This is a genomic window from Streptomyces sp. NPDC003720 (genome assembly GCF_042875075.1).
GTDB lineage: Bacteria > Actinomycetota > Actinomycetes > Streptomycetales > Streptomycetaceae > Streptomyces.
Genome location: NZ_JBIANZ010000005.1, coordinates 412,085 through 435,122, shown reverse-complemented (window position 1 = coordinate 435,122; position 23,038 = coordinate 412,085). Strand labels below are relative to the sequence as shown.

The following is a 23,038-nucleotide window of genomic DNA, read 5'->3' as shown; positions in this document are numbered from 1 at the left end:
TCAGCCCAGACTGGTGGCCAGGGCCTCGGTGATCTCGCGGTCGGCCCGGCGGGCCTCGCTCGCCGGGTCGGCGCCGCCGAGCACCCGGGTCATGTACCCCTTGATCGGGTTGTCGGCCTCGACCGCGGCCCACTGCGGGGTGTTGGGGGTCGCCCGGCCGTGCGCGGCGCCCGCCGCCATGGCGGCGACCCCCTCCTCGCCGGCCACCGCGTCCGCCAGGGTGGTCTTGTTGGGGACGTAGTTCATGGTGCGTGCGAGTTCGGTGTCCCACTTGGCGCCGGTGAGCGCGCCGACGACGGCGGTGGCGGCGAACTGGTCGCCGGTGTTGCGCGGTACGACGAGGTCGGAGCCGCCGGTGAAGACGACACCAGGCCGGGCGGCGGTCCGGCCGGGCACCGGGAAGAAGCCGAGCTTGCCCTTCAGGCCGGGGTTCTGCCGCACGATCGACTGCGCGAGCCCCGGCACCCCGATGATCTGGGCGACCTTGCCGCCCGCGAACACCCCGGCCTGGGGCGGGTGTTCCTCGTCGGCGTCCACGGGCCCGTCGCCGAGTGCCTGGAGCCGGCGGTAGAAGTCCATGCCGCGCAGCGCGGCGGGGGTGTCCAGGGTGCCCCGCCAGTCGTAGTCCTTCTTCTCGGCGAGTTCGCCGCCCTCGTCCCAGATGAAGCCGGAGAGGGTGTACCAGTCCTGTCCGGCGAGGTAGATGCCCTGGTTCCCGGCCGCGTCGAGCTTCCGGGTGGCGGCGAGCCATTCGTCGCGGGTCTTCGGCGGGGCCGTGACGCCGGCCCGCTCGAAGAGGTCCTTGCGGTAGATGACCACCCGGTTGGCCGCGTACCAGGGCACGCCGTACTGGTTGTTGCCGTCCTTTCCGGGTTCGGCGAGGCCGGGCAGCCAGTGCTCCTTGCCCCAGTCGCGCATCGACTCCAGGGTCAGGTCGGTCAGCCGGCCGTCCTCGACGTAGAGCGGGACCTGGGTGTTGCCCACCTCGATGACGTCGGGGCCGTCCTTCCCGTCGCCCCTGAGCGCCTTGCGGACCTTCTCCACGATGCCGGTCCACTCCTGGATGCGGATGTCGAGCCGCAGGTCGTCGTGGGTGCGTTCGAAGTCCTCGGTGAAGCGCCGGAGGAAGTCCTCGGAGGCGCTGTCCTTCATCAGCCACACGGTGACGGTCTGCCGGTCGTGTCCGGGCAGGACGCCGCAGGCGCTGACGAGGGAGCCGGTGACGCAGAGGAGGGCGAGCAGACGACGTCTCACGGGGGGTCCTGTTCTGTCTGGCCGGGGGCGGTTGCGGACAGGGGAGGGGGCCCGACGTGGGGGACGAACGCACGCGTTCGCACGGGTGTGCTGGATTTTGGTATGGACCAATGCGTAGGTCAAGCGCCCCCGGTCGTCCGGTGGCGACGCCTCGCGCGCCGGGCGGGGATACGGCACGGTGGAGTACGGCGTGGCACACCGGCCGCGCCGGACGTGAGGCACGCCGCCGCGCGGCTCCTCACGGCGGAGAGGAGCCCCCCGTATGTCGAACCACACCTACCGGGTCACCGAGATCGTCGGCACCTCGCACGAGGGCCTCGACCAGGCCATCCGCAACGCCATCTCGCGCGCCGACCAGACCCTGCGCAACCTCGACTGGTTCGAGGTGACCCAGGTCCGCGGCCAGATCGAGAACGGGCAGGTCGAGCACTACCAGGTGGGCCTGAAGGTGGGCTTCCGCATCGAGGACACCGCCGAGTAGCCGGCCGGTCCCCCGGACGCCCCGCGCGGCCCCTCAGGTACGGCCCTCGCGCTCCTGGGCGTCCTCCAGCGCCGCCGACCGGTCGGCCCAGCGGGCCCGCACGACGGTGAACCCGGCGCGCTCGGCGTCGTCGCAGACCAGCTCGTCGTCGTCGACGAGGACCCGGACCGTACGGTCCCGGGCGAGCCGGCGCAGGATCTCCAGCTTGGTGAACCGGGCGGGCCTGCGGTCGGTGTCGCCGCGCATGTGCACGCGGCCCTCGGGGAGTCCGTGGGCCGCGAGCCAGGCCAGGGTGTCGCGCCGGCACCGCTCGGGCCGTCCGGTGAGGTACACGATCTCGCACTCGCGGGCCGTCTCCAGCGCGAGCGTCACTCCCTCGGCGAGCGGCGGGTCCGCGGGCGCGGCGCCGAAGAAGCCGTTCCAGTCGCGCGGGCGGTTCTCCAGGAAGTGCTGGCGGTGGGCGGTGTCGGCCAGGGTGTTGTCGAGGTCGAACACGGCGACGGGGCGCGCGCTGCTGTCTGTCACCCGGTCACCTTAGCCACCCCGGCGTCAACTGCCGTGGACCGAGGGCCGCATGCTTCTCCCATGCCGTCCGCGCCCCGCCTCCCCTCCCGTCCCTTCACTGTCGTCGTCTGCCGGGGCTGCTGCTGCGGCGATCCGGTCAAGCAGCCGGGCACCGATCCGGGCGGCCAGCTCGACCGGTTGCGGGCGGCCGCCGCCGAGGGCGGCTTCGAGGTGCGCACGAGCGACTGCCTCGGGCCGTGCGACCAGGCGAACGTGCTGGTCGTGCGGCCGTCCACGGAGGGCCGGCGGGCCGGCGGCAGACCGGTGTGGATCGGCTTCGCCCTGGACGACGACTGCACGGCCGAGGTCGCCCAGTGGGCCCGGGCGGGCGGTCCCGGCGCGGCCGAGCCCCCGCTGACCCTGGAGTTGCAGACGATCCGCGCGCCACGCGGCGCGCGGTCCCGGTCGGGGCGGTGAGCGCCGGACCGGGAATCCTGGCGTCCCGGCGGTGTTGAACCCTGCGTGAGCGCAGTGATCGCCCGGACCCGGTTCTCCGTCCTCGACCGCTCCCGTACCCGCGCGGGACGTCCGCCCGCCGAGGCGCTGCGGGACACCGTCGCGCTGGCGCGGGAGGCGGAGGCGCTCGGCTACCACCGCTTCTGGGTCTCGGAGCACCACGGCGTGCCAGGGGTCGCGGGCTCCGCGCCGACCGTGCTCGCCGCCGCGGTGGCCGCCGCGACGCGCACCGTCCGGGTCGGCACCGGCGGGGTGATGCTGCCCAACCACCGGCCCCTGGTCGTGGCCGAGCAGTTCGGCGTGCTGGAGTCGCTGTTCCCGGGCCGGATCGACATGGGGCTCGGCCGGTCCGTCGGCTTCACGGACGGCGTCCGCCGGGCGCTCGGCCGGGACAAGGACGCCGCCGGGGACTTCGCGGCCCAGCTCGACGAGCTCCTCGGCTGGTTCGCCGGGACCTCGCCCACCGGGGTGCGCGCCCGCCCGGCCGAGGGCCTGAAGGTGCCGCCGTTCGTGCTGGCCATGGGCGAGGGCGCCCGGATCGCGGCCCGCGCCGGGCTGCCGATGGTCATCGGGGACCTGCGGCGGCGCGAGCCGATGATGCGCGGTATCGACGAGTACCGCTCGCTGTTCCGCCCCTCGCCCTGGGCGTCCGAGCCGTACGTGGTGATCTCCGGGACCGTCGCGGTCGCCGGGACCGCCGAGGAGGCGCGGCGGCTCCTCGTCCCGGAGGCGTGGTCCGCGGCCTACTCGCGGACCCACGGCACCTTCCCGCCGCTGGCCCCGGCCGAGGAGACCGAGGGGCGCGCGATGACCGCGAAGGAACGGGACCGCTACGAGTCCGCGCTCGCCGGGCACCTGGCCGGCACCGCCGACCAGGTCGCCGCCGAGCTGGAGACCGTGCTGAAGGAGACAGGCGCCGCCGAGGTCCTCGTCACCACCAGCACATACGACCGTGCCGCGCTGCTGGACTCCTACCGGCGGCTCGCCGCCCTGTTCGCGCCCGGCCGCTGAGGGTTCAGTCCTCCGCCGCCGCAGGCCGTTGCGCGCGGATCTCCACCGAGCCGTCGGCCGCGTCCACCACCGCCCGGTCGCCCGCGTTCAGCCCGCCGGAGAGCAGCAGGTCGGCGAGGCGGTCGTCCACCTCGCGCTGGATGGTGCGGCGCAGCGGGCGGGCGCCGAAGTCCGGCTGGTACCCGAGGTTCGCCAGCAGCTCCGCGGCCGCGTCGGTGACCTCCATGGTGACGCCCTGGGCGTGCAGCCGGCGCCGAGTGTGCTCCAGCAGCAGGTCCACGACCTGGCGCAGCTCGGTGCGGTCCAGGCCGCGGAAGACGATGATCTCGTCGATGCGGTTGAGGAACTCGGGCCGGAAGTGCTGCTGGAGCACCGGCATGACGGCCTCACGGACCTTCGCGTAGTCCTCGGTGCCGGCGGACAGGATGCGGTCGGCGCCGATGTTCGACGTCATGATGACCACGGTGTTCTTGAAGTCGACGGTGCGGCCCTGGGAGTCGGTGAGCCGGCCGTCGTCCAGGAGCTGCAGCAGGGTGTTGAAGACGTCGGGGTGCGCCTTCTCCACCTCGTCCAGCAGCAGCACGGCGTACGGCTGCCTGCGCACGGCCTCGGTGAGCTGGCCGGCCTCCTCGTGGCCGACGTATCCGGGCGGGGCGCCGACCAGCCGGGAGACCGTGTGCCGCTCCTGGAACTCGCTCATGTCGAGGCGGATCATGCGGCCCTCGTCGCCGAACAGGGCCGCGGCGAGGGCGCGGGCCAGCTCGGTCTTGCCGACGCCGGTCGGGCCGAGGAAGAGGAAGCTGCCGACGGGCCGGTCGGGGTCGCTCATGCCGGCCCGGGCCCGCCGTACCGCGCGGGCGACCGCGGTGATCGCCTCGTCCTGGCCGACGACCCGCTCGTGCAGGTGCTCCTCCAGCTTCATCAGCCGCTCCCGCTCCTCCTCGGTGAGCTGGGCGACCGGGATGCCGGTGGTGCGTGAGACGACCTGGGCGATGTCCTCCGCGGTGACCTTCGGGGCCTGTTCCGCCGCCTTGTCGGCGCCGGCCAGCTCGGCCTCCGTCTCCTTGATCCGGTCCCGCAGGTCCCTGGCCCGCTCGTACTCCTCGTCGGCGACGGCCTGGTCCTTCTCCCGGTTCAGGGCCGCGAGCCGGTCCTCGGCCTCCCGGGTGTCGGCGAGCGGGGTCCTCGCGCGCAGCCGGACCCGGGCTGAGGCCTGGTCCATGAGGTCGATGGCCTTGTCGGGCAGGAAGCGGGAGGTGATGTACCGGTCGGACAGCTCGGCCGCGGCGACCACCGCCTCGTCGGTGATGCGCACCTGGTGGTGCGCCTCGTAGCGGTCGCGCAGCCCGCGCAGGATCTCGATGGTGTCGTCGACGCTCGGCTCGCCGACCAGGATGGGCGCGAAACGGCGTTCCAGCGCCGCGTCCTTCTCGATGTGCCTGCGGTACTCGTCCACGGTGGTGGCGCCGATCAGGTGCAACTCCCCGCGTGCCAGGGCCGGTTTCAGCATGTTGCCGGCGTCCATGGCGCCCTCGCCTCCGCCGCCGGCCCCGACGACGGTGTGCAGCTCGTCCAGGAACAGCACCAGCTCGTCGCCGTGTTGACGGACCTCGTCGAGGAGCTTCTTCAGCCGTTCCTCGAACTCGCCCCGGTACTTGGTGCCGGCCACCATGCCGGCCAGGTCCAGCGAGACCAGCCGCTTGCCGGCGAGGGTCTTCGGCACGTCACCGGCGACGATGCGCTGCGCGATGCCCTCGACCACCGCGGTCTTGCCGACGCCGGGGTCGCCGATCAGGACCGGGTTGTTCTTGCTGCGCCGGGAGAGCACCTCGATGGTCTGCTCGACCTCCTCGTCCCGTCCGATCACCGGGTCGAGGCGGCCGTCGCGGGCGTCCTCGGTGAGGTCGCGGCCGTATTCGTCGACGGTGGGCGTGCTGCTCGGCTCCTTGCGCTCGGCCGCGTTCTCGGCGGGCACCCGGGCGGGTTCCCAGCCGCCCTCGCCGAGGACCTGCCCGGCCGCCGACTCCGGGTTGGCGGCGAGGGCGCGCAGCAGGTGCTCGGGCCCGATGTAGGAGGCGCCCTCGGAGCGGGAGATGCGGTAGGCGTCGAGCAGGGCGCGTTTGGCGGCCGGGGTGAGGGTGGCGGGCTCGCTCTTCACGTCCGCGGCGGGGGCGGCGAGCCGCTCGCGGATGCGGTCGGGGTCGGCGCCGGCGGCGGTGAGCAGCCGCCTGGTGGAGTCGTGCTCGGTGGCGGCGGCCAGCAGATGACGGGCGTCGAGTTCGTCGCTGCCCTCGGCGGCGGCGATGTCCCTGGCCGACGCCACCAGGTCGCGCGCCCGCTCGGACAGCAGGCTGCCGATGTCGACGCGCTGCGGCCGGCGGGCGGACGCGGCCGGTCCGCCGGTCCCGCCGAAGAAGCGGGACATCAGTTCGTCGAACTCCTCGAACGGACTGCGTCCGAAACCGAAACCGGGGGTGCTCATGGGCGGCCCTTTCTGCGACGGGCAGACATATGCCCCCAAAATCGCATATATGCTTCGAGTACGCACGGCACGGAGAGGCCCCGAGATGCGGCGTCGGGCCGGTCCGGTCAGGCTTGGGGGGAAGCCTCGACGACAAGGAGCGCTGACATGTCCTTCATGGACAAGATCAAGGGGATGCTCAAGGGCCACGAGGACATGGCCAACAAGGGCGTCGACAAGGGTGGCGACTACATCGACCAGCGGACCGGCAACAAGTACCAGTCCCAGGTCGACACCGGCCAGGACAAGCTGCGGGACGAGTTCGGCAAGCCGCAGGACAGGCCGCCGCAGACCTGACGAACGGGGCGGACTAACATCGCCCCGATGCACAGCCCCCATGATCCCTTCGTCCGCGTCCGCGGTGCCCGCGAGCACAATCTCAAGGGTGTCGACGTGGACATCCCCCGGGACGTGCTGGCCGTGTTCACCGGCGTGTCCGGCTCGGGCAAGTCGTCCCTGGCGTTCGGCACCGTCTATGCCGAGGCGCAGCGGCGCTACTTCGAGTCGGTCGCGCCGTACGCACGGCGGCTGATCCACCAGGTCGGGGCGCCCCGGGTCGCCGAGATCACCGGGCTGCCGCCGGCGGTCTCGCTGCAGCAGCGCCGCTCGGCCCCGTCCTCGCGCTCGTCCGTGGGGACGGTCACCAACCTGTCCAACTCCCTGCGCATGCTGTTCTCACGCGCCGGGAAGTACCCGCCCGGCGCCGAGCGGCTCGACTCCGACGCCTTCTCGCCGAACACGGCGGCGGGCGCCTGCCCGGAGTGCCACGGCCTCGGCCGGGTGCACCGGACCACCGAGGAACTACTGGTCCCCGACCCCTCGCTGTCCGTCCGCGAGGGCGCGATCGCCGCCTGGCCGGGCGCCTGGCAGGGCAAGAACCTGCGCGACATCCTCGACGCCCTCGGCTACGACGTCGACCGGCCCTGGCGTGAGCTGCCCGCCGCCGACCGGGAGTGGATCCTCTTCACCGACGAGCAGCCGGTCGTCACCGTCCACCCGGTGCGGGACGCGGACCGGATCCAGCGTCCGTACCAGGGCACGTACAGCAGTGCCCGCCGGTACGTCATGAAGACGTTCTCCGACACCGGGTCCGCGACCCTGCGGGCCAAGGCGGAGCGGTTCCTGGCCAGTGCCCCCTGCCCGGCGTGCGGGGGCAGCAGGCTGCGGCCCGAGGCGCTGGCGGTGACCTTCGCCGGCCGCACCATCGCCGAACTGGCGGCCCTGCCGCTGGCCGACCTCGCCGGGCTGCCGCACGACGGCGCCGAGAGCGCCCGCGTGCTCACCGAGGACCTGGACGCACGGATCGCGCCGGTCGTCGAGCTGGGCCTCGGCTACCTCAGCCTGGACCGGGCCACGCCCACCCTGTCCGCGGGCGAGCTGCAGCGGCTCCGGCTGGCCACCCAGCTCCGCTCGGGTCTGTTCGGGGTGGTGTACGTGCTGGACGAGCCCTCGGCCGGGCTGCACCCGGCGGACACCGAGGCGCTGATCACGGTGCTGGAGCGGCTCAAGGCGGCCGGGAACTCGGTCTTCGTGGTGGAGCACCACCTGGAGGTGGTACGGCGCGCCGACTGGCTCGTCGACGTCGGCCCCGGCGCGGGCGAGCACGGCGGGCGGGTGCTGTACAGCGGCCCGGTGGCGGGCCTCGCCTCGGTGGCCGGCTCGGCGACGGCCCGCCATCTGTTCGCCGGAGAGCCGGGTCCGGCGCGCACCGTCCGCGAGCCGCGCGGCTGGCTGACGCTGGGTCCGGTGACCCGGCACAACCTGCGCGGGGTGACGGCCGCCTTCCCGCTCGGCGCGTTCACCGCCGTCACCGGCGTCTCCGGTTCGGGGAAGACCACGCTCGTCGGCGAGTTCACGGAGGAGGCGGACGCCGTGGGCAGGCTGGTCCGGGTGGACCAGAAGCCGATCGGGCGCACCCCGCGCTCCAACCTGGCCACGTACACCGGTCTGTTCGACGTCGTGCGCAAGGTGTTCGCCGCAACCGAGGAGGCGCGGGCCCGCGGGTACGGGGTGGGCCGGTTCTCGTTCAACGTGGCCGGGGGGCGCTGCGAGACCTGCCAGGGCGAGGGGTTCGTCAGCGTCGAGCTGCTGTTCCTGCCGAGCACGTACGCGCCCTGCCCGGACTGCGCGGGCGCGCGCTACAACCCGGAGACGCTCCGGGTGGAGTACCGGGGGCGGAACATCGCCGAGGTGCTGGACCTGACGGTGGAGAGCGGGCGGATTTCTTCGCGGACGTCCCGGCCGCCGCCCGCAGTCTCGGCACGCTGCTCGACGTGGGCCTCGGCTATCTGCGCCTGGGGCAGCCGGCCACGGAGCTGTCCGGCGGGGAGGCCCAGCGGATCAAGCTGGCGAGCGAGCTGCAGCGCGGCCGCCGCGCCCACACGCTGTACCTGCTGGACGAGCCGACGACCGGGCTGCACCCGGCAGACGCCGAGGTGCTGATGGGCCGGCTGCACGGGCTCGTGGACGCCGGACACACGGTGGTCGTGGTCGAGCACGACATGACGGTCGTCGCGGGCGCCGACTGGGTGGTCGACATGGGGCCGGGCGGCGGCGACCGGGGCGGGCGCGTCGTGGCGGCCGGCACCCCGGCCGAGGTGGCCCGGGCCGAGGGCAGTGCGACGGCGGCCCATCTGGCCCGGGCGCTGAGCGGGGACGCCGGCCGCTGAGCAGCGGGGCGCGGGCGCCGCTGCCCGGCGGCCGGCCGCCGGACGTCAGGTGCTGAGCAGCCGGTTGAAGAAGGAGCGGTAGCGGCGCAACGCCCCGCGCAGTTCCTCGGTGTCCACCCGTTCGCCCTGGCTCCACTGCCCTTCCAGGTCCTTCTTGTGCTGGTCGAAGGTGGTGGCGAGGGTCCGCATGACGTCCGCGACCAGGGCGTCGGCGTCGTGCACGGCCTCCCTGGGGTCGTCGACGAACTTTCCCTGGATGGTCTGCCAGCGGTCGCGGAAGCCCTGCTCCTCGCCGTCGGTCAGCAGTTGCGGGCTCTCGTCGTCGGACGCGCCGGGGGCGCGGGCGGCCTCGGCGGCCGCGCCGGCCCCGCGGGCGGCGGCCGTGTCGCCGGAGGGCTCGGCCGTGGCCCCGGCCGCCTCGGACCCGCCCGGCGCGGGGGCGCCGGTGTCGTGGTCCGCGGCCCCGGTGTCGCCGCCCGTGGGCTCCGTCCCGGTCCGCGTCGTGCCCTCACCCGGGTAGATCGGGGCTCGCGAGGCGGTCGCCCCGCGCTCGTCCTCGGTGGGGGTCCCGGCCGGCTGGGCCAGATCACCGGTGGACAGGCCGCCCGTCGTGCGGCGCGTTTCCTCGTTGCTGTGCACGGTGTTCCTCCATACGGATGGTGCGGGCGTCAGGTCCGGGCGTGGGCCCGGCCGCCGCCGTCGGAGAGCAGCTCGTCGAACAGGGCGCGGTAGTGCACCATGGCACTCCGCAGTTGCTCGGTCGTCGCCTGGCGCTGCGTGCTGAGGGACTCCACCTCGTGCGCGGCGCGGTAGTGCTCGAGGGTGCGGCCGTGCTCCACCGAGAGGTCCCTCGTCTGCTGCTCGAAACCCTCGGTCGGATATCCCCGCTCACGCATCAGCGACGTCACCAGGCGGTCCGCGTCGTGCACCGCGTCCTGCGGCCGGTCCACGAACTCCTGCTGGACGTCGTTCCACTCCCGCGAGTAGCGGTCGCGCGAGACCGGGGGCAGCGGCCTGATCTCCAGGGAGTCGTGGCGCCGCTCGCGGTCCCTGAGTTCCCGTTCGGCGGTGCGCCGGCTGCCGGATCCCTCGACCGTGCGTTCATACTCCGGGCCGAAGCGCTTGCGGAGGCGGTCGCGCCTCATCCGCGACACCGCCATGGCGATCAGTGCGATCAGTGCGAGCACCACGACGATCGGGATGATGATCGCCAGCAGCGTTCCCGTGGACATGGCCAGAAGCGTTCCCGTGTACATGGACACACGCTCCTCGGAAGTAGTGGTGTACGCGTCCCGGGTTCCCTTTAGCCGGAAATGTACCCATTCTGTGTTACTCCCAGCCGGCCACTCCCCGGCCGCCCGGGCGAGCGTCCGCCGGTCGTGGTGGCGGCCGGCCGGGATGAGCGGGCGCACCTCCACCTCGGCCACCAGGCCACGCGCGGAGGCGACCCGCCACAGCGAGGCGAACAGCGTGTCGTCGCCGACGAACGCGGCCGCCGTGGCCGCCCCTTCACCGGCGCCGCGATAGCTCAGGCGCACCGGCTGCACGGGCGCCCGGGCGTCGAGCGCGGCCTGGAAGACGGCCCGGCGGAAGTGCCCCCGGGCGCGCCCGCACCAGGTGCTGCCCTCCGGGAACACCGCGACGGCGGCGCCGCCTCGCAGTGCCGTGCCGATCCGGGCGACGGTCTCCGGCAGGGCGCGCAGCCGGTCCCGCTCGATGAACAGGGTCCCGCCCCGCGCGGCGAGCCTGCCCGCCACGGGCCAGCGCCGGATCTCGGACTTGGCGAGCATCCGGGCCGGACGCACCGCCGCGAGCAGCGGGACGTCCAGCCAGGAGACGTGGTTGGCGACCAGGAGGACGCCGCCCTCGGCGGGCGCGGCGCCGGTGAGCCGGATCCGGACGCCCGCGGCCCGTACGACCGCCCGGCACCAGCGCCTGACCCAGCCGGCCGGGAGCCGGCCGCCGAGCGGGCACAGCGCGATGCCCGCCAGCACCAGGGCGGTGACCGCGGCCAGCCGCAGCACGGCCCGGGGCACGGCCACGGAGGGTCCGGCCGGTTCCAGGCACGCGGCCGGGGTGCAGGGCGCGGTGGGCAGCCAGGCGCTCATCAGGCCGGCACGAGGGAGAGGAAGTGCCGCAGGTAGCGCGGGTTCACCCGGCGCATCGACAGCAGCACGTACAGGTCGGCGACCCCGAAGTCCGGGTCGTGCGCGGGCTCCCCGCACACCCAGGCGCCGAGCCGCAGGTAGCCGCGCAGCAGGGCGGGCAGTTCACCGCGACCGGCCGGCGCCGCGGCGGACGGCGCCCACGGCAGCAGCGGACGCACCCGGTACTCCTCGGGCGCCAGGTGCTTGGCGCGCACCCGCTCCCAGGTGGCGGCGGCCTGGGCGCCGCCGTCGGCGAGCGGTACGGAGCAGCAGCCCGCCAGCCACTCGTGGCCCCGGTCGGTCATGTACCGGGCTATCCCGGCCCAGATGAGGCCGATGACCGTGCCGTCGCGGTGGGCGGGGTGCACACAGGAGCGGCCGACCTCCACCAGCCCGGGCTTCAGACCGTCGAGCGCGGTCAGGTCGAACTCGCCCTCGGAGTAGAGCCGTCCGGCGACCGCGGCCCGTTCCGGCGGCAGCAGCCGGTAGGTGCCGACGACCTGGCCGGTGACCGTGTCGTGGACGAGCAGGTGGTCGCAGTACGCGTCGAACGGGTCGACGTCGAGGCCCGGTTGCGGGGTGGTCAGCAGGGCGCCGAGCTCCCCGGCGAACACGTCGTGCCGCAGCCGCTGGGCGGCGCGGACGTCGTCCTCGTCGCGGGCGAGGGTGACGGTGTAGCGGGCGGGGGCCGCGGGCTGTGAAGGACGGTCGAGCGTGGTGACGCCGGTCATGGCTCACTCCCTGGTCACGGGCCGGGGTCGGCAGCAGGGCAGTCCGGCGCTTCCGGGCTGCCGCTCCTGTTCTTCCGATGCCGGTTGGCGTGCGTGTGACCGGTGGCGGGAGCGCGGGTGTGGGGTTGCTGAACGGCGCGGGAGGGCGCGGGGCCGGAAAACCAGACGGGGCCGGGATGAGCACCGTCCCCGGCCCCGCCCGTCCGCCCCTGTGCGGCGAACGTCCCTGCGGTCCCCGCTACCGCTTGGCCGCCTTGCGGGTGGCGCGCAGCCACTCCTTGTTCATGCCGGTGATGGACATCAGCGGGATGCCCTTGGGGCAGGCCGTCGCGCACTCACCGGTCAGCGTGCAGCCGCCGAAGCCCTCGGCGTCCATCTGCGCCACCATGTCCAGCACCCGGGTCTCCCGCTCGGGCGCGCCCTGCGGCAGGACGCCCAGGTGATTGACCTTGGCGGAGGTGAACAGCATCGCCGCGCCGTTGGGGCACGCGGCCACGCAGGCCCCGCAGCCGATGCACTCCGCGTGCTCGAAGGCGAGGTCGGCGTCCGGCTTGGGCACCGGGGTGGCGTGGGCCTCCGGCGCCGAGCCCGTCGGGACCGTGACGTAGCCGCCGGCCTGGATGATCCGGTCGAACGCGGACCGGTCGACGACCAGGTCCTTGACGACCGGGAAGGCCGAGGCCCGCCAGGGCTCGACGTCGATCACGTCGCCGTCCTCGAAGGACCGCATGTGCAACTGGCAGGTGGTGGTGCGCTCCGGGCCGTGCGCGTCGCCGTTGATGACGAGCGAGCACGCGCCGCAGATGCCCTCGCGGCAGTCGTGGTCGAAGGCGACCGGGTCCTCGCCCTTGAGGATGAGCTCCTCGTTGAGGGTGTCGAGCATCTCCAGGAAGGACATGTCCGGGGAGATGCCGTCCACCTCGTACGTGGACATCGCGCCGTCGGCGTCGGCGTTCTTCTGCCGCCAGACGCGCAGGGTGAGCTTCATGCGTAGCTCCGCTGGGTGGGGTGGACGTACTCGAAGACCAGGTCTTCCTTGTGCAGGACGGGAGCCGAGCCGGTGCCCGTGAACTCCCAGGCGGCCGCGTAGCCGAACTCGTCGTCCCGGCGGGCCGCCTCGCCGTCGGGGGTCTGCGACTCCTCGCGGAAGTGGCCGCCGCAGGACTCGGCGCGGTGCAGCGCGTCGAGGCACATCAGCTCGGCGAGCTCCAGGTAGTCGACGATCCGGTTGGCCTTCTCCAGCGACTGGTTGAACTCCTCGCCGGAGCCGGGCACCTTGATGCGCCGCCAGAACTCGTCGCGGATCTGCGGGATGCGCTCCAGGGCCTTGCGCAGACCGGAGTCGGTGCGCGCCATGCCGCAGAACTCCCACATCAGTTCGCCGAGTTCGCGGTGGAAGGAGTCGGGGGTGCGGTCGCCGTCGACGGCCAGGAGCAGGTTGAGCCGGTCCTCCGTCTCGGCCAGCACCTCCAGCACGGCGGGGTGGTCGCCGGTCACCGGGTCCTGGTGGGGGTTGCGCGCCAGGTAGTCGTTGATGGTGGCCGGGAGCACGAAGTAGCCGTCGGCCAGGCCCTGCATCAGCGCGGAGGCGCCGAGCCGGTTCGCGCCGTGGTCGGAGAAGTTGGCCTCGCCGACGGCGAACAGGCCGGGGACGGTGGTCTGCAGGTCGTAGTCGACCCACAGGCCACCCATCGTGTAGTGCACGGCCGGGTAGATGCGCATCGGCACCTCGTACGGATCCTCGTCGGTGATCCGCTGGTACATGTCGAAGAGGTTGCCGTACTTGGCCTCGACGGCCTTGCGGCCCATCCGCCGGATCGCGTCCGCGAAGTCCAGGTAGACACCCTGTCCTCCGGGGCCCACTCCCCTGCCCTCGTCGCAGACGTTCTTCGCGGCGCGGGAGGCGATGTCGCGCGGGACCAGGTTGCCGAAGGACGGGTAGATGCGCTCCAGGTAGTAGTCGCGCTCGTCCTCGGGAATCCGGTTCGGGGGACGGTCGTCGCCCTTGGCCTTCGGCACCCAGATCCGGCCGTCGTTGCGCAGCGACTCGCTCATCAGCGTCAGCTTGGACTGGTGGTCGCCGGTGCGCGGGATGCAGGTGGGGTGGATCTGGGTGAAGCAGGGGTTGGCGAAGTGGGCGCCGCGCCGGTGGGCCCGCCAGATCGCGGTGGCGTTGGAGTTCATGGCGTTCGTCGACAGGTAGAAGACGTTGCCGTAGCCGCCGCTCGCCAGGACGACGGCGTCCGCGAAGTACGTGGAGATCTCCCCGGTGATCAGGTCCCGGGCGACGATGCCCCGGGCCCGTCCGTCGACGACGACCAGGTCGAGCATCTCGGTGCGCGGGTGCATCTCCACGTTGCCGGCGGCGATCTGCCGGGACAGCGCCTGGTAGGCGCCCAGCAGCAGTTGCTGGCCCGTCTGGCCGCGGGCGTAGAAGGTCCGGGACACCTGGACGCCGCCGAACGAGCGGGTGTCCAGCAGGCCGCCGTACTCGCGGGCGAACGGCACGCCCTGGGCCACGCACTGGTCGATGATCTCGACGGAGACCTGGGCGAGGCGGTGCACGTTGGACTCGCGGGCCCGGAAGTCGCCACCCTTGACGGTGTCGTAGAACAGGCGGTGGACCGAGTCGCCGTCGTTGCGGTAGTTCTTCGCCGCGTTGATGCCTCCCTGCGCGGCGATGGAGTGGGCGCGGCGCGGGGAGTCCTGGTAGCAGAACTGGACGACGTGGTAGCCCTGTTCGGCGAGCGTGGCGCCCGCGGAGCCGCCGGCGAGGCCGGTGCCCACGACGATGACCGTGTGCTTGCGCCGGTTGGCGGGGTTGACCAGCCTGGCCTCGAAGCGGCGCTTGTCCCAGCGCTCGTGGATCGGGCCGGCGGGCGCCTTGGTGTCGACGGCCGGTTCGCCTGTCGTGTAGTTCAGGTAGTCGGTCATGTCAGCTCACCACTCCGGTCATGACACCCACGGGTACGGCGATGAAGCCGGCCGTGAGCAGCAGCGCGAGGACGTTCGCGAGGGTCTTCAGGGCGCGGTCGCGGGAGCGGCTGCCGACGCCGAGGGTCTGGGCCGCGCTCCAGAAGCCGTGCCGGACGTGCAGGCCGAGCGCGAGCATCGCGACGATGTAGACGATGTTGCCGTACCAGGTGGAGAAGGTGTCCACGACGTTCTGGTACGGGTGCCCCTGCTGGAAGCCGCCGGAGTGCACGGTGCCGGTGGTCAGGTCCAGCAGGTGCCAGACGATGAACAGGCCGAGGATGATCCCGCCCCAGCGCATCGTGCGGGTGGCGTAGCTCGCCCGCGGCCTGCTGTGCACGTACTTCACGGGCCGCGCCCCGATGTCCCGGCGGCTGAGCTGGTAGGCGGAGGTGGCGTGGGCGGCGACGGCGACGACCAGGACGATCCGGATCAGCCAGAGCGTCCACTCGTAGTGCATGAAGGGTTCGCCGACGGTGCGCAGCCAGTGGGCGTAGTGGTTGAACTCGCCCGCCCCGAAGAAGATCTTCAGGTTCCCGATCATGTGCGCGACCAGGTAGAGCAGCATGACCAGGCCGCTGACGGCCATGACCGTCTTCTTGCCGACCGTGCTGTCCCACATCGTGCGCGCCATGGACGGCCGTCGGTCCGTCCGCGTTGCCAGAGCCATGTTGAGAAACGCTAGGGCCGGAGGGCCCGATCGGTCCAAGACATGGTCCGCCTTGATTCCATAGGCGACGGCTATCCTGGAGTCCATGCAGTTCCAGCAGCTCCAGTACTTCGTGGCCGTCGCCGAGACCCGGCACTTCACCCGGGCCGCCGAACTGGTGCACGTGGCCCAGCCCTCGCTGTCCCAGCAGATCAAGGCGCTGGAGCGTGAGCTGGGCGCGGACCTGTTCGTGCGCGCCCGGGGCAACATCGCGCTGACCGACGCCGGCGAGGCGCTGCTGCCGCTGGCCCGGCGGATCCTCGCCGACGCGGACACGGCCCGGCACGAGGTGCAGGAGCTGGTGCAGCTGCGCCGGGGGCGGGTGCGGCTGGGCGCTACGCCCAGCGTGTGCACCGGGCTGCTGCCGGACGTGCTGCGCGCCTTCCACGACCGGTATCCCGGGATTCAGCTCCTGATCGAGGAGGGCGGCTCCCACGACCTGGTGCGGCAGCTCGCCCGAGGCGCCCTCGACCTCGCCCTGGTGGTGCTGCCGCTGCCCACGCCGTCGCCCGCCCTGACCACGGTGGAGCTGCTGCGGGAGGACCTGGTGGTGGTCTCCTCGCCGGACGCGCGGGCGCCCGGCCGGGGCGGGCGGGTCGTGGACATCGCCGGCCTGGAGGGCGAGCGTCTGGTGATGTTCCGGCACGGGTACGACCTGCGGGAGCTGACCGTCGCGGCGTGCCGCTCCGCCGGGTTCGAGCCGGAGTTCGCCGTGGAGGGCGGCGAGATGGACGCGGTGCTGGGATTCGTACGGGCCGGGCTGGGGGTGGCGGTGGTGCCGCGGATGGTCGCCACCCGGGCCGGACAGGGGCTGCGGGTCACCCCGCTGGCGCGTCCGGGGCTGCACCGGACCATCGCGCTGGCCCACCGCAGCGACGTGGCCCCGCCCCGGGCGGCTCGGGAGCTCCAGCGGATGCTGCTGGAGCGGTGAGGCCTCCCCCGGCACCCGTCCCCCGCGCGCTCAGGCGCCGGAGTGCAGATAGGCCGCCCAGCGGGTCGGGGTGGCCGGGTAGGCGTCGCGGACGGTGAGCTGCGCCCGGTTGAGCGCGGCGGCCGAGGCCGCGGTGTCCGGCGGGGTGCTGCCGTCCGCGGTGAGGGCGGCGTACAGCTCCCGGGCCATCCGGGGGGTGTCCGGGGCGTGCCACAGGGTGCCGATGACGCCCCGGAACCCGGCCAGCTGGAAGGCCGCCGCCAGATGCATCGGCTCGTCGGGCAGCCGGGGGTGCGCCTGGGCCGTGCTGCAGGCGGAGAGGACGGCCAGCGCGCCGTGCTCCAGTGGGGTGCCCTGGATCTGGTCGGCCGTGAGGGTCCCGTGACCGAGGTGCAGGCCGCCGCCGCGCAGCAGGCCGAGGGATGAGTCGTTGTCCCCGTGGCACGCGAAGTGGACCAGGGTGTGCTCGTGCAGCGCTGCGGTCACGGTCCTCAGGTCGGCCTCCGCGCCGAGCAGCAGCCGCGCGCCGGGAAGCGCGGCGAGGACGATGCGGGCCTCCCGCTCGGCCTGGGGCAGCGGCGGGCCGTGCCGGCTGTTCGGCACGGCGACGACGAGGGAGCTCGGTCCCGGTCCGCCGGGCGGTGTGCCGGGCGCGCGCCGCAGGGAGTGGGCCAGCGCCCCCAGGGTGGGGGTGTAGGAGGGGATCACCTGGTCGATGACGGTGGGCCGGGCGCCGGGCGCGCGGTCCCGGGCGCGGGCCTCGGCCTCGGCGCCCGTGCGCGGGTGGCGGCCCGCCGCGTGCAGCGGGAGCCGCACCACCGGTCCCACCGGGCACCACCAGAGCCGCGGCTTCGGGCGACCCGGTACGGCGGTGTCCAGCAGGTCCAGGACGGGCGAGGTCACCTCGTCCCACAACCAGCCCAGGACGTCGTGCAGTTCGCGCTGCGCGGCCTCGCGGCGGTCGGGCCCGGCGGCCGGGTCCACCGCGTCCCGCAGGGCCGTCGTCAGCGCGGCGGCGTGCGCGTGCGCCGCCGTGTCGGTCAGGCCCGGCAGCGCGATGTGCCGCACCGGGTCCGCGGGGTCGGCGGGGACGAGCAGGGCGTCCCCCCTCGCGCGGTGGGCCAGGACGAGCACGACGGTGGCTCCGGCGGTGGCGGCGCGCAGGGCGGCCAGTGACCGCCGGCCGGTCAGCTCGGCGAACCGCGGGTCCGCGGCCAGGACCTCGACGATGCGCTCGCGTTCGGCGGCGAGTCTGCGGGTCTGCGCCGCGTAGCCGGGGCGGGGGTCCCAGCTGCGGGTCGCGTCCGTGGTGGTGCGGCCGAAGCGGTGCTGGGTGACCGCGTTCAGGTCGATCCTGCCGACGTTCGCGAAGAAGTCGGCCTTGGCGAGGCTCCGGTCGATCTCCACGAGGCGCGCGGCGGCCTTCGCGTCGATCCTGCGCAGTTCGGCCCGGTGCCGCCAGGAGGTGATCGCCTGCCCGTAGAGGATCGCCCGGCCGTTCTCCAGCAGTTCGACCGCGTGTCCGGGGCGGCCGGCCTCGATGGCAGCGATCGCGGCCTGCACGGCCAGTTCGGGCGCCCGGCCGGCGATGCCCTTGCGGACCGGTCCGGCGTAGGCGCGCCGGGCCAGGCCCGGGACCTCGGCGAGTGCGGCTTCCAGTACGCGCAGGGCGTGCTCGGGGTCGCCCGTGGCCCGGGCGAGACGAGCGCACTGCTCCCGGGCCTCGAACAGCAGAGTGGTCGACAGCCGCGCGTCCGCCACCACCGCGTCCCAGGCGGCGAGTGCTTCGGCGCGCAGCTCGGCGTCCGGCCGCACCTCCGCCTCCGCCTCCGCCTCCGTCAGGTCGTACAGGGCGGTCGCGGCGCGGGCGAACAGGATGAGGCGCTCGCTGTGGAACCAGTCGTCGGCCGGGGTGCGGGCCGCGGCGTCCCGGGCCAGGCCGACGGCGTCCTCCAGGGTCGCCCGCTCGCCCGTCTCCCGGTACCGCATGTGCAGCACCTGGCCGATGGAGCTGGTGAAGCGGGGCAGGTCGGGGTGGTCCGCGGGGAGCCGGGACAGGCCGTCCCGGTAAAGCCGTTCGGCCTCGGTCAGCCGGGCGACCCCGCGCTCCCCGCGGCTGCGCCCGAGCATGTGGTGATCGGCCAGGTTCAGCAGCAGCTCGTGTTTGCGCGGGTGGTCCTCGGCCAGCGCGTCGGCGGCCTCGCGCGCGAAGGCGAGTGCCTCGTCGGTCAGTTCCGCGTCCTCCTCGTAGGCGCCCAGCTCACGCAGGGCACTCGCCAGGTTGGACATGCGGAACGGCCGGAAGGAGTCCGTGACCGGGGTCAGGGACAGCGCCCGCCTGCGCAGTGCCACCGACTCCGTCAGGAGGGTGCCGTCCGCCAGCACGTTCGCCGCCCGGACGAACAGCTTCGCCAGCCGCTCCAGCAGGAGGGGCGTGTCCGACTGGTCGGGCTGGAGCGCGGATCGCGCCCGCCGGGCGTGCGCCAGCGCCTCCTCGACGAGCCGTTCGTCGGGCTCGGGTGACGCTTCGGCGGCGAGGTAGAGGGTGGTCTCGGCGAGCACGGTCAGCGCCCGCCCGGCGAGCCGGTGCTCCGGCGGCAGGGCGTCGGCCGCCCGGACGGCCCACATGCGCGCCTGGACGGGTGACGCCTCGTGGCCGCCCTCCAGCCAGACGTGCATCTCGGTCTGCGCGGCCAGCAGCAGGGCCGCGGCCCGGTCCACGTCATGGCCCGGCACCGCCGCGACCAGGGCGAGCGCCGCCGTCCGCCGCTGGGGCCACGGGGCGTCCGCGTCCTCGGCGGTGCCCCACCAGGCACGGTGGCGCTGCTCGGTCTCGGGTGCGTACGCCACCGGAGGCTCGTTCAGGACTGCGGCGACCGCGCGCGTGCCGAGCCGGGGTACCGCCTTCGACTCCAACCGCGCGAGCCACTCGCGGTGTTCCGGGCCCCGGCGGTCGTCCGGGTGGGTGGCCCGCACCAGGTCGCGGGCCGCCGTCAGCGCCTCGGTGAGGGTCTGCGGCGAGCCGGTCGCCTCGTACCACCGGGTCAGCGTGGTCACCAGGTGGCGCGCGGGGTGCAGTTGCACGGGGGTGCGCTGCCCGGCCGCCTCGACGGCCCGGCGCAGGTCGCCCACGGCACGCTCGAGCCCGGAGGGGTCGGTGTCGGGGTCGTACCGGAAGGCCGCGCAACGGGCCTTCAGCACCAGCCGGCCGGCGAGATGCGGATCGTGTCTCGCGTGATGCCGGGCGGTGGCCTCGGCGGCCATGCCGGCGGCCAGCTCGGCCTCGGCCGGCCAGCTGGGGTGGGCGCCGAGTTCGCCGGCGAGCAGGAACAGGTGGGCGTGGTCGGTGAGCAGCGCGGCGCACTCACGCGCCGACGCGCCCTTCTCCTCGAGCCAGCGCCGCTGGAGGTCCCGGGCGGTGTGGAAGGCGGAGTATTCGTGCTGCTCCTCGAACCTGGCCATGAGGAACAGGAGTTGGTCGATGCGGGCCGGGCCGAGCGTGCCCCGCTCCGCCTCTTCGCCGTCCGGCGTCCTTCCGGGCCCGCGCCGCGGCCATCGCCGGCCACGGCGCCGCGCACCCGGCTTTCGCATGCTCTCGCGCAGCGCGTCGGGCAGCGGGGGGAGCCCCTCCGGTTCGTGCTCCAGCATGCCGGCCAGCAGGAGCGCGGCGCGGTACTCCAACAGACCGTGTACGCCCGGCAGATGGAGGTAGCGGAACCAGCGCAGCAGGGCCAGGCGGCCGGTGTCCGCCGGGTCCGCGCCGGGCGGCGGGGGAATCTCGGCGGGAGGCAGCGGCGGCAGGTCCCGGCCGTCGCCGGTGCGCAGGTACAGCTCCAGACCGTCCACCACCTCACCCCCCGGTACACCGGCCAACGAGCCTCCTCCCCCGAGGGTTCCCCGCCGTCGCGTGTCCACCACGGTCGGTGACGGGTACGTTGAACCCCGCCGGCCACGGAAACGGCCGTGGCGCGGGGGAGTTCGAGGAGCCGTCGATGGACGAGATCGCGGAGCGGCTGGCGCGGCTGTGCGTACAGGCGGGGGACGGCGGGCTGCGCGAGCGGGCCGAACGCTACGGGGTGGGCGGCGCGCTGACCCGGCTGGGCGAGGCCGCCCGGTCCGGCAGCCGCACACCCGAGGTCGCGGAGGATCTGGACGCCCTGGACGACGCCTTCGCCCGGCACGGCATCGACGGGCTCACGGTGGGGCCGCGTGCCCTGCCGCCGCTGCGGGGCGGACGCGCCCACCCCGTGGTGACCGTCTGGGGCTGCCCGGCCGGGGCGGCCTGCTCGCGGCTGGAACCGCAGGAGCGCCGCGACGGGGCGCGCACCCCGCCGCCCTCGTGCGGGCTGACCGGCGTCCCCCTGGTCTCCCGGAAGACCCGGCTGTGATCACGGTCCTCGCCGAGCTGGGCAAGCAGGTGGCGGGCCGCTGGGCGGCGCTGCTCGTGCTGCCGGGCGCCTTCTACGTGTCCACCGCGGCCGTCGCGGTGCTGCTCGGCCACGGGCACGCGCTCGACCCCGGGGTGCTGACCGTCTGGCTGGACTCGGTCGCCGCCGCTCCGGCCAGCGGCCGCTTCGGTACGGTGCTGATCGGCGCCGCGGGCTTCACCGCCGCGTCGGCCGCAGCGGGACTGGCCGCCTCGGCGGCCGCGCAGCTCGTCGAGCGGGTGTGGTGGGCGTCCGGCGAGGAGCCGCCGCTGCGGGCCCTGGCCGCCTCGCGCGGACGGCGCTGGCGGCTGGCCGAGGAGCGGGTGACCGCCGCGCTGCGGGAGTTCACGGCGTCCGGCGGCACTCCGCGCACGGCGCGGGCCCTGCGGGCGGCGATCGCCCGCCGCGACGCGATCTGCCCGGAACCCTCGTCCCGGCCGACCTGGATGGGGGATCGCCTGTACGCCGTGGACGAGCGGGTGCACGACTCGTACCACCTGGATCTGACGGCCGCCTGGCCGCGGCTGTGGCTGCTGGTTCCGGGCGAGGCGCGAGCCGAACTCGCCGAGGCCCGGGCCGGGGTCGGCGCGAGCGCGCGCCTCATGGGATGGGGGCTGCTGTACCTGCCGCTCGCCTTGGTGTGGTGGCCCGCCGCCGTGCTCGCCGCGGGGGTGCTGGTCGCCGCCCGCCACCGGGCCCGGCTCGCCGTCGCGGTGCAGGCCGACCTCGTGGAGGCGACGGTCGACCTCTACGGCCGCGAACTGGTGCTGCGGCTGGGGATCGACTGCCCGGGCCGGCTCGGCCCCGAGGAGGGCGGCGCGGCGACCACCCTGCTGCGCAAGGACCGCACGGACCTGTCGCGCTTCGACGGGTGAGGCGCCGGGTCACCGGTCCGCCCGGCCGGTGACCCGCGCCGCTCGGCGTGGCGGACGGCGTGCGGCCCCGCCGGCGCACCGGTACGGGAAGCGGCCTCCGGTCGCCTGGTACGGGCCCGCGCCGGCGCCCTCACGCCTGGGCCGGCGACGGTGGCGGAACGGCGTCCAGTCCGATGCTCGTGGACACGGTGACGTGCGGCGCCGAGGTCAGGCGTACCGAGAAGCCGCCCCGGGAGCCGAGGCGGCCCCGGCGGCCGGCCGGCTCGGGCGCCGGGTGGTGCGGGGTCGACCGCATCACCCGGTCGTGCCGGGCGCGGTCGCGCGCGGACATCAGCCTGCGGTCGACCGTCAGCGACGGCGGCAGGCTCAGCCGGGGCCACCGGGAGTGGTGCACGAGGACCCGCACCCTCAGCCGCCCCTCCCCCAGTTCCCGGTCCGCCTCGGACAGGTGCTCGCCCAGCGCGCCCAGCGCGTCGGCGACCTGGTCCGCCGCGGTCCGCAGGTCCTCGGCGGGGTCGTACGGTTCGAGGAGGTCCCTCGGGGCGACCACGGCGCACCGGATGCCCAGGTCGTCGTCGCGCAGCTCACGCCCGGCGCCGAGGTCCGTGCGGGCGGTCCCGTGCAGGCTGAGCGTCATTTCGGCGCCGTAGCGGCTCGCGGTCATCGCCACCGGGAACAGAGCCGTGTAGCGCAGCAGCCGGGCGCAGCCGATGAGCACCCGGCCGACCGGCCACATCGCGGACGCGCCCAGGACCCGGACGACCTCGTCGTGCCGGCCGAGCCGGCGCAGGACGTCGGCGTAGTCCCGCCGGATCGACAGTGCCGTGTCGTCCTCGGGGCCGAAGGTGTACTCGCAGGCCTCCACGAACGCCGGGTACTCGTCGGCCGCCGCGGCCAGGTCGCCCTTCCTCACCAGCACGCTGAGGAAGTTGTTCGCGGCGTTGAGGGTCAGCGGGTGCGCGGGCCCGAACTGGGCGGCGCGCTCCGCGTGCACCTGGTCGAATAGGTTCAGCGCCTCGTCCCAGCGGCACAGGTCCCGCATCACCAGGGCGAAGTTGTTCAGGCAGGTCAGGGTGATCAGGTGCGAGGGGCCGAAGCGCCGGGCGAAGCAGTCCCAGGCCAGCGCGTACTGCTCCACCGCCTCGAGCAGCTCCCCGGACTCGTGCAACGCCCCCGCCAGATCGTGCCGGGCCGTCGTGGTCTCCAGTGCCCGCAGCCCCTGGCTCGCCTCCAACGCGGCCACGTACTCCCGCAGTTCGGCCACCGAGCGATCCGCCATCCGGTCCTCC

Annotated in this window: 18 protein-coding genes and 2 pseudogenes; 8 read left to right on the top strand and 12 right to left on the bottom strand. The window is 74.2% G+C overall.

Annotation, left to right across the window (positions count from 1 at the left end; all coding sequences use genetic code 11):
- Positions 1 to 1,254, bottom strand: a complete 1,254-nt coding sequence (locus tag ACFYU0_RS16515) for an extracellular solute-binding protein (protein ID WP_351667899.1) — start codon at positions 1,252 to 1,254, stop codon at positions 1 to 3.
- Positions 1,255 to 1,516: 262 nt separating this feature from the next.
- Here ACFYU0_RS16515 and ACFYU0_RS16510 point away from each other — a divergent pair, with 262 nt between their 5' ends.
- Complete coding sequence (locus ACFYU0_RS16510) at positions 1,517 to 1,735, top strand: dodecin (protein ID WP_351667901.1); 219 nt, start codon at positions 1,517 to 1,519, stop codon at positions 1,733 to 1,735.
- 33 nt (positions 1,736 to 1,768) lie between these two features.
- Here the strand turns inward: ACFYU0_RS16510 and ACFYU0_RS16505 are convergent, their stop codons facing one another.
- A complete protein-coding gene (locus ACFYU0_RS16505; RefSeq protein WP_351667903.1) occupies positions 1,769 to 2,260 on the bottom strand; it encodes a hypothetical protein in 492 nt (163 codons plus the stop codon).
- A gap of 60 nt (positions 2,261 to 2,320) precedes the next feature.
- Between ACFYU0_RS16505 and ACFYU0_RS16500 the strand changes: the two genes are divergently transcribed.
- Together ACFYU0_RS16500 and ACFYU0_RS16495 are read left to right on the top strand one after the other, a co-directional pair.
- Entirely contained in the window at positions 2,321 to 2,716 is a 396-nt protein-coding gene (locus tag ACFYU0_RS16500) for a (2Fe-2S) ferredoxin domain-containing protein (RefSeq protein ID WP_389301574.1), read from the top strand.
- A gap of 45 nt (positions 2,717 to 2,761) precedes the next feature.
- A complete protein-coding gene (locus tag ACFYU0_RS16495; RefSeq protein ID WP_389301571.1) occupies positions 2,762 to 3,766 on the top strand; it encodes an MsnO8 family LLM class oxidoreductase in 1,005 nt (334 codons plus the stop codon).
- A gap of 4 nt (positions 3,767 to 3,770) precedes the next feature.
- Here the strand turns inward: ACFYU0_RS16495 and ACFYU0_RS16490 are convergent, their stop codons facing one another.
- Positions 3,771 to 6,248 (bottom strand): ATP-dependent Clp protease ATP-binding subunit, encoded by a 2,478-nt coding sequence (locus ACFYU0_RS16490; RefSeq protein WP_351667909.1) that lies wholly within the window; start codon positions 6,246 to 6,248, stop codon positions 3,771 to 3,773.
- Between the two features lie 147 nt (positions 6,249 to 6,395).
- Here ACFYU0_RS16490 and ACFYU0_RS16485 point away from each other — a divergent pair, with 147 nt between their 5' ends.
- Both ACFYU0_RS16485 and ACFYU0_RS16480 read left to right on the top strand, forming a co-directional pair.
- A complete protein-coding gene (locus ACFYU0_RS16485; RefSeq protein WP_351667911.1) occupies positions 6,396 to 6,584 on the top strand; it encodes an antitoxin in 189 nt (62 codons plus the stop codon).
- 27 nt (positions 6,585 to 6,611) lie between these two features.
- Positions 6,612 to 8,956 (top strand): annotated as a pseudogene (locus tag ACFYU0_RS16480) (ATP-binding cassette domain-containing protein).
- A 45-nt stretch (positions 8,957 to 9,001) separates the two neighbouring features.
- On the opposite strand, the gene ACFYU0_RS16475 reads toward ACFYU0_RS16480, so the two are convergent.
- The 7 genes and pseudogenes from ACFYU0_RS16475 to ACFYU0_RS16445 all read right to left on the bottom strand — a co-directional run bounded on the left by ACFYU0_RS16475 (position 9,002) and on the right by ACFYU0_RS16445 (position 15,441).
- Positions 9,002 to 9,595 carry a hypothetical protein gene (locus tag ACFYU0_RS16475; RefSeq protein WP_389301567.1) on the bottom strand — a complete coding sequence of 198 codons (594 nt, stop codon included), beginning with the start codon at positions 9,593 to 9,595 and terminating at the stop codon, positions 9,002 to 9,004.
- 29 nt (positions 9,596 to 9,624) lie between these two features.
- Complete coding sequence (locus tag ACFYU0_RS16470; RefSeq protein WP_389301929.1) at positions 9,625 to 10,188, bottom strand: hypothetical protein; 564 nt, start codon at positions 10,186 to 10,188, stop codon at positions 9,625 to 9,627.
- 120 nt (positions 10,189 to 10,308) lie between these two features.
- Positions 10,309 to 11,064, bottom strand: a pseudogene (locus ACFYU0_RS16465) (lysophospholipid acyltransferase family protein); the annotation flags it as partial.
- The gene (locus tag ACFYU0_RS16460; protein WP_389301565.1) at positions 11,064 to 11,834 is read right to left on the bottom strand and encodes a GNAT family N-acetyltransferase; all 771 of its coding nucleotides are present in this window, start codon (positions 11,832 to 11,834) and stop codon (positions 11,064 to 11,066) included. The gene ACFYU0_RS16460 and the pseudogene ACFYU0_RS16465, both read right to left, overlap by 1 nt.
- Positions 11,835 to 12,072: 238 nt before the next feature.
- Positions 12,073 to 12,822: a succinate dehydrogenase/fumarate reductase iron-sulfur subunit gene (locus ACFYU0_RS16455; RefSeq protein WP_351667923.1), complete on the bottom strand. Its 750-nt coding sequence runs from the start codon at positions 12,820 to 12,822 to the stop codon at positions 12,073 to 12,075.
- The gene (locus ACFYU0_RS16450; protein WP_389301561.1) at positions 12,819 to 14,768 is read right to left on the bottom strand and encodes a fumarate reductase/succinate dehydrogenase flavoprotein subunit; all 1,950 of its coding nucleotides are present in this window, start codon (positions 14,766 to 14,768) and stop codon (positions 12,819 to 12,821) included. The genes ACFYU0_RS16455 and ACFYU0_RS16450 overlap by 4 nt, the downstream gene beginning before the upstream one ends.
- A 1-nt stretch (position 14,769) precedes the next feature.
- Positions 14,770 to 15,441, bottom strand: a complete 672-nt coding sequence (locus ACFYU0_RS16445) for a succinate dehydrogenase (RefSeq protein WP_351668131.1) — start codon at positions 15,439 to 15,441, stop codon at positions 14,770 to 14,772.
- Between the two features lie 121 nt (positions 15,442 to 15,562).
- Here ACFYU0_RS16445 and ACFYU0_RS16440 point away from each other — a divergent pair, with 121 nt between their 5' ends.
- Positions 15,563 to 16,447, top strand: a complete 885-nt coding sequence (locus ACFYU0_RS16440) for a LysR substrate-binding domain-containing protein (protein ID WP_351667927.1) — start codon at positions 15,563 to 15,565, stop codon at positions 16,445 to 16,447.
- Positions 16,448 to 16,477: 30 nt separating this feature from the next.
- Here ACFYU0_RS16440 and ACFYU0_RS16435 read toward each other — a convergent pair whose 3' ends face one another.
- Positions 16,478 to 20,320 (bottom strand): CHAT domain-containing protein, encoded by a 3,843-nt coding sequence (locus tag ACFYU0_RS16435; protein ID WP_389301556.1) that lies wholly within the window; start codon positions 20,318 to 20,320, stop codon positions 16,478 to 16,480.
- 119 nt (positions 20,321 to 20,439) lie between these two features.
- Here ACFYU0_RS16435 and ACFYU0_RS16430 point away from each other — a divergent pair, with 119 nt between their 5' ends.
- A complete protein-coding gene (locus ACFYU0_RS16430; protein WP_351667931.1) occupies positions 20,440 to 20,835 on the top strand; it encodes a hypothetical protein in 396 nt (131 codons plus the stop codon).
- On the top strand, positions 20,832 to 21,749 hold the full coding sequence (locus tag ACFYU0_RS16425) for a hypothetical protein (RefSeq protein WP_389301553.1): 918 nt from the start codon (positions 20,832 to 20,834) through the stop codon (positions 21,747 to 21,749). Before ACFYU0_RS16430 ends, ACFYU0_RS16425 begins: the two co-directional genes overlap by 4 nt.
- A 130-nt stretch (positions 21,750 to 21,879) precedes the next feature.
- Here the strand turns inward: ACFYU0_RS16425 and ACFYU0_RS16420 are convergent, their stop codons facing one another.
- Complete coding sequence (locus tag ACFYU0_RS16420; protein ID WP_389301550.1) at positions 21,880 to 23,028, bottom strand: tetratricopeptide repeat protein; 1,149 nt, start codon at positions 23,026 to 23,028, stop codon at positions 21,880 to 21,882.
- Between the last annotated feature and the right edge of the window lie 10 nt (positions 23,029 to 23,038).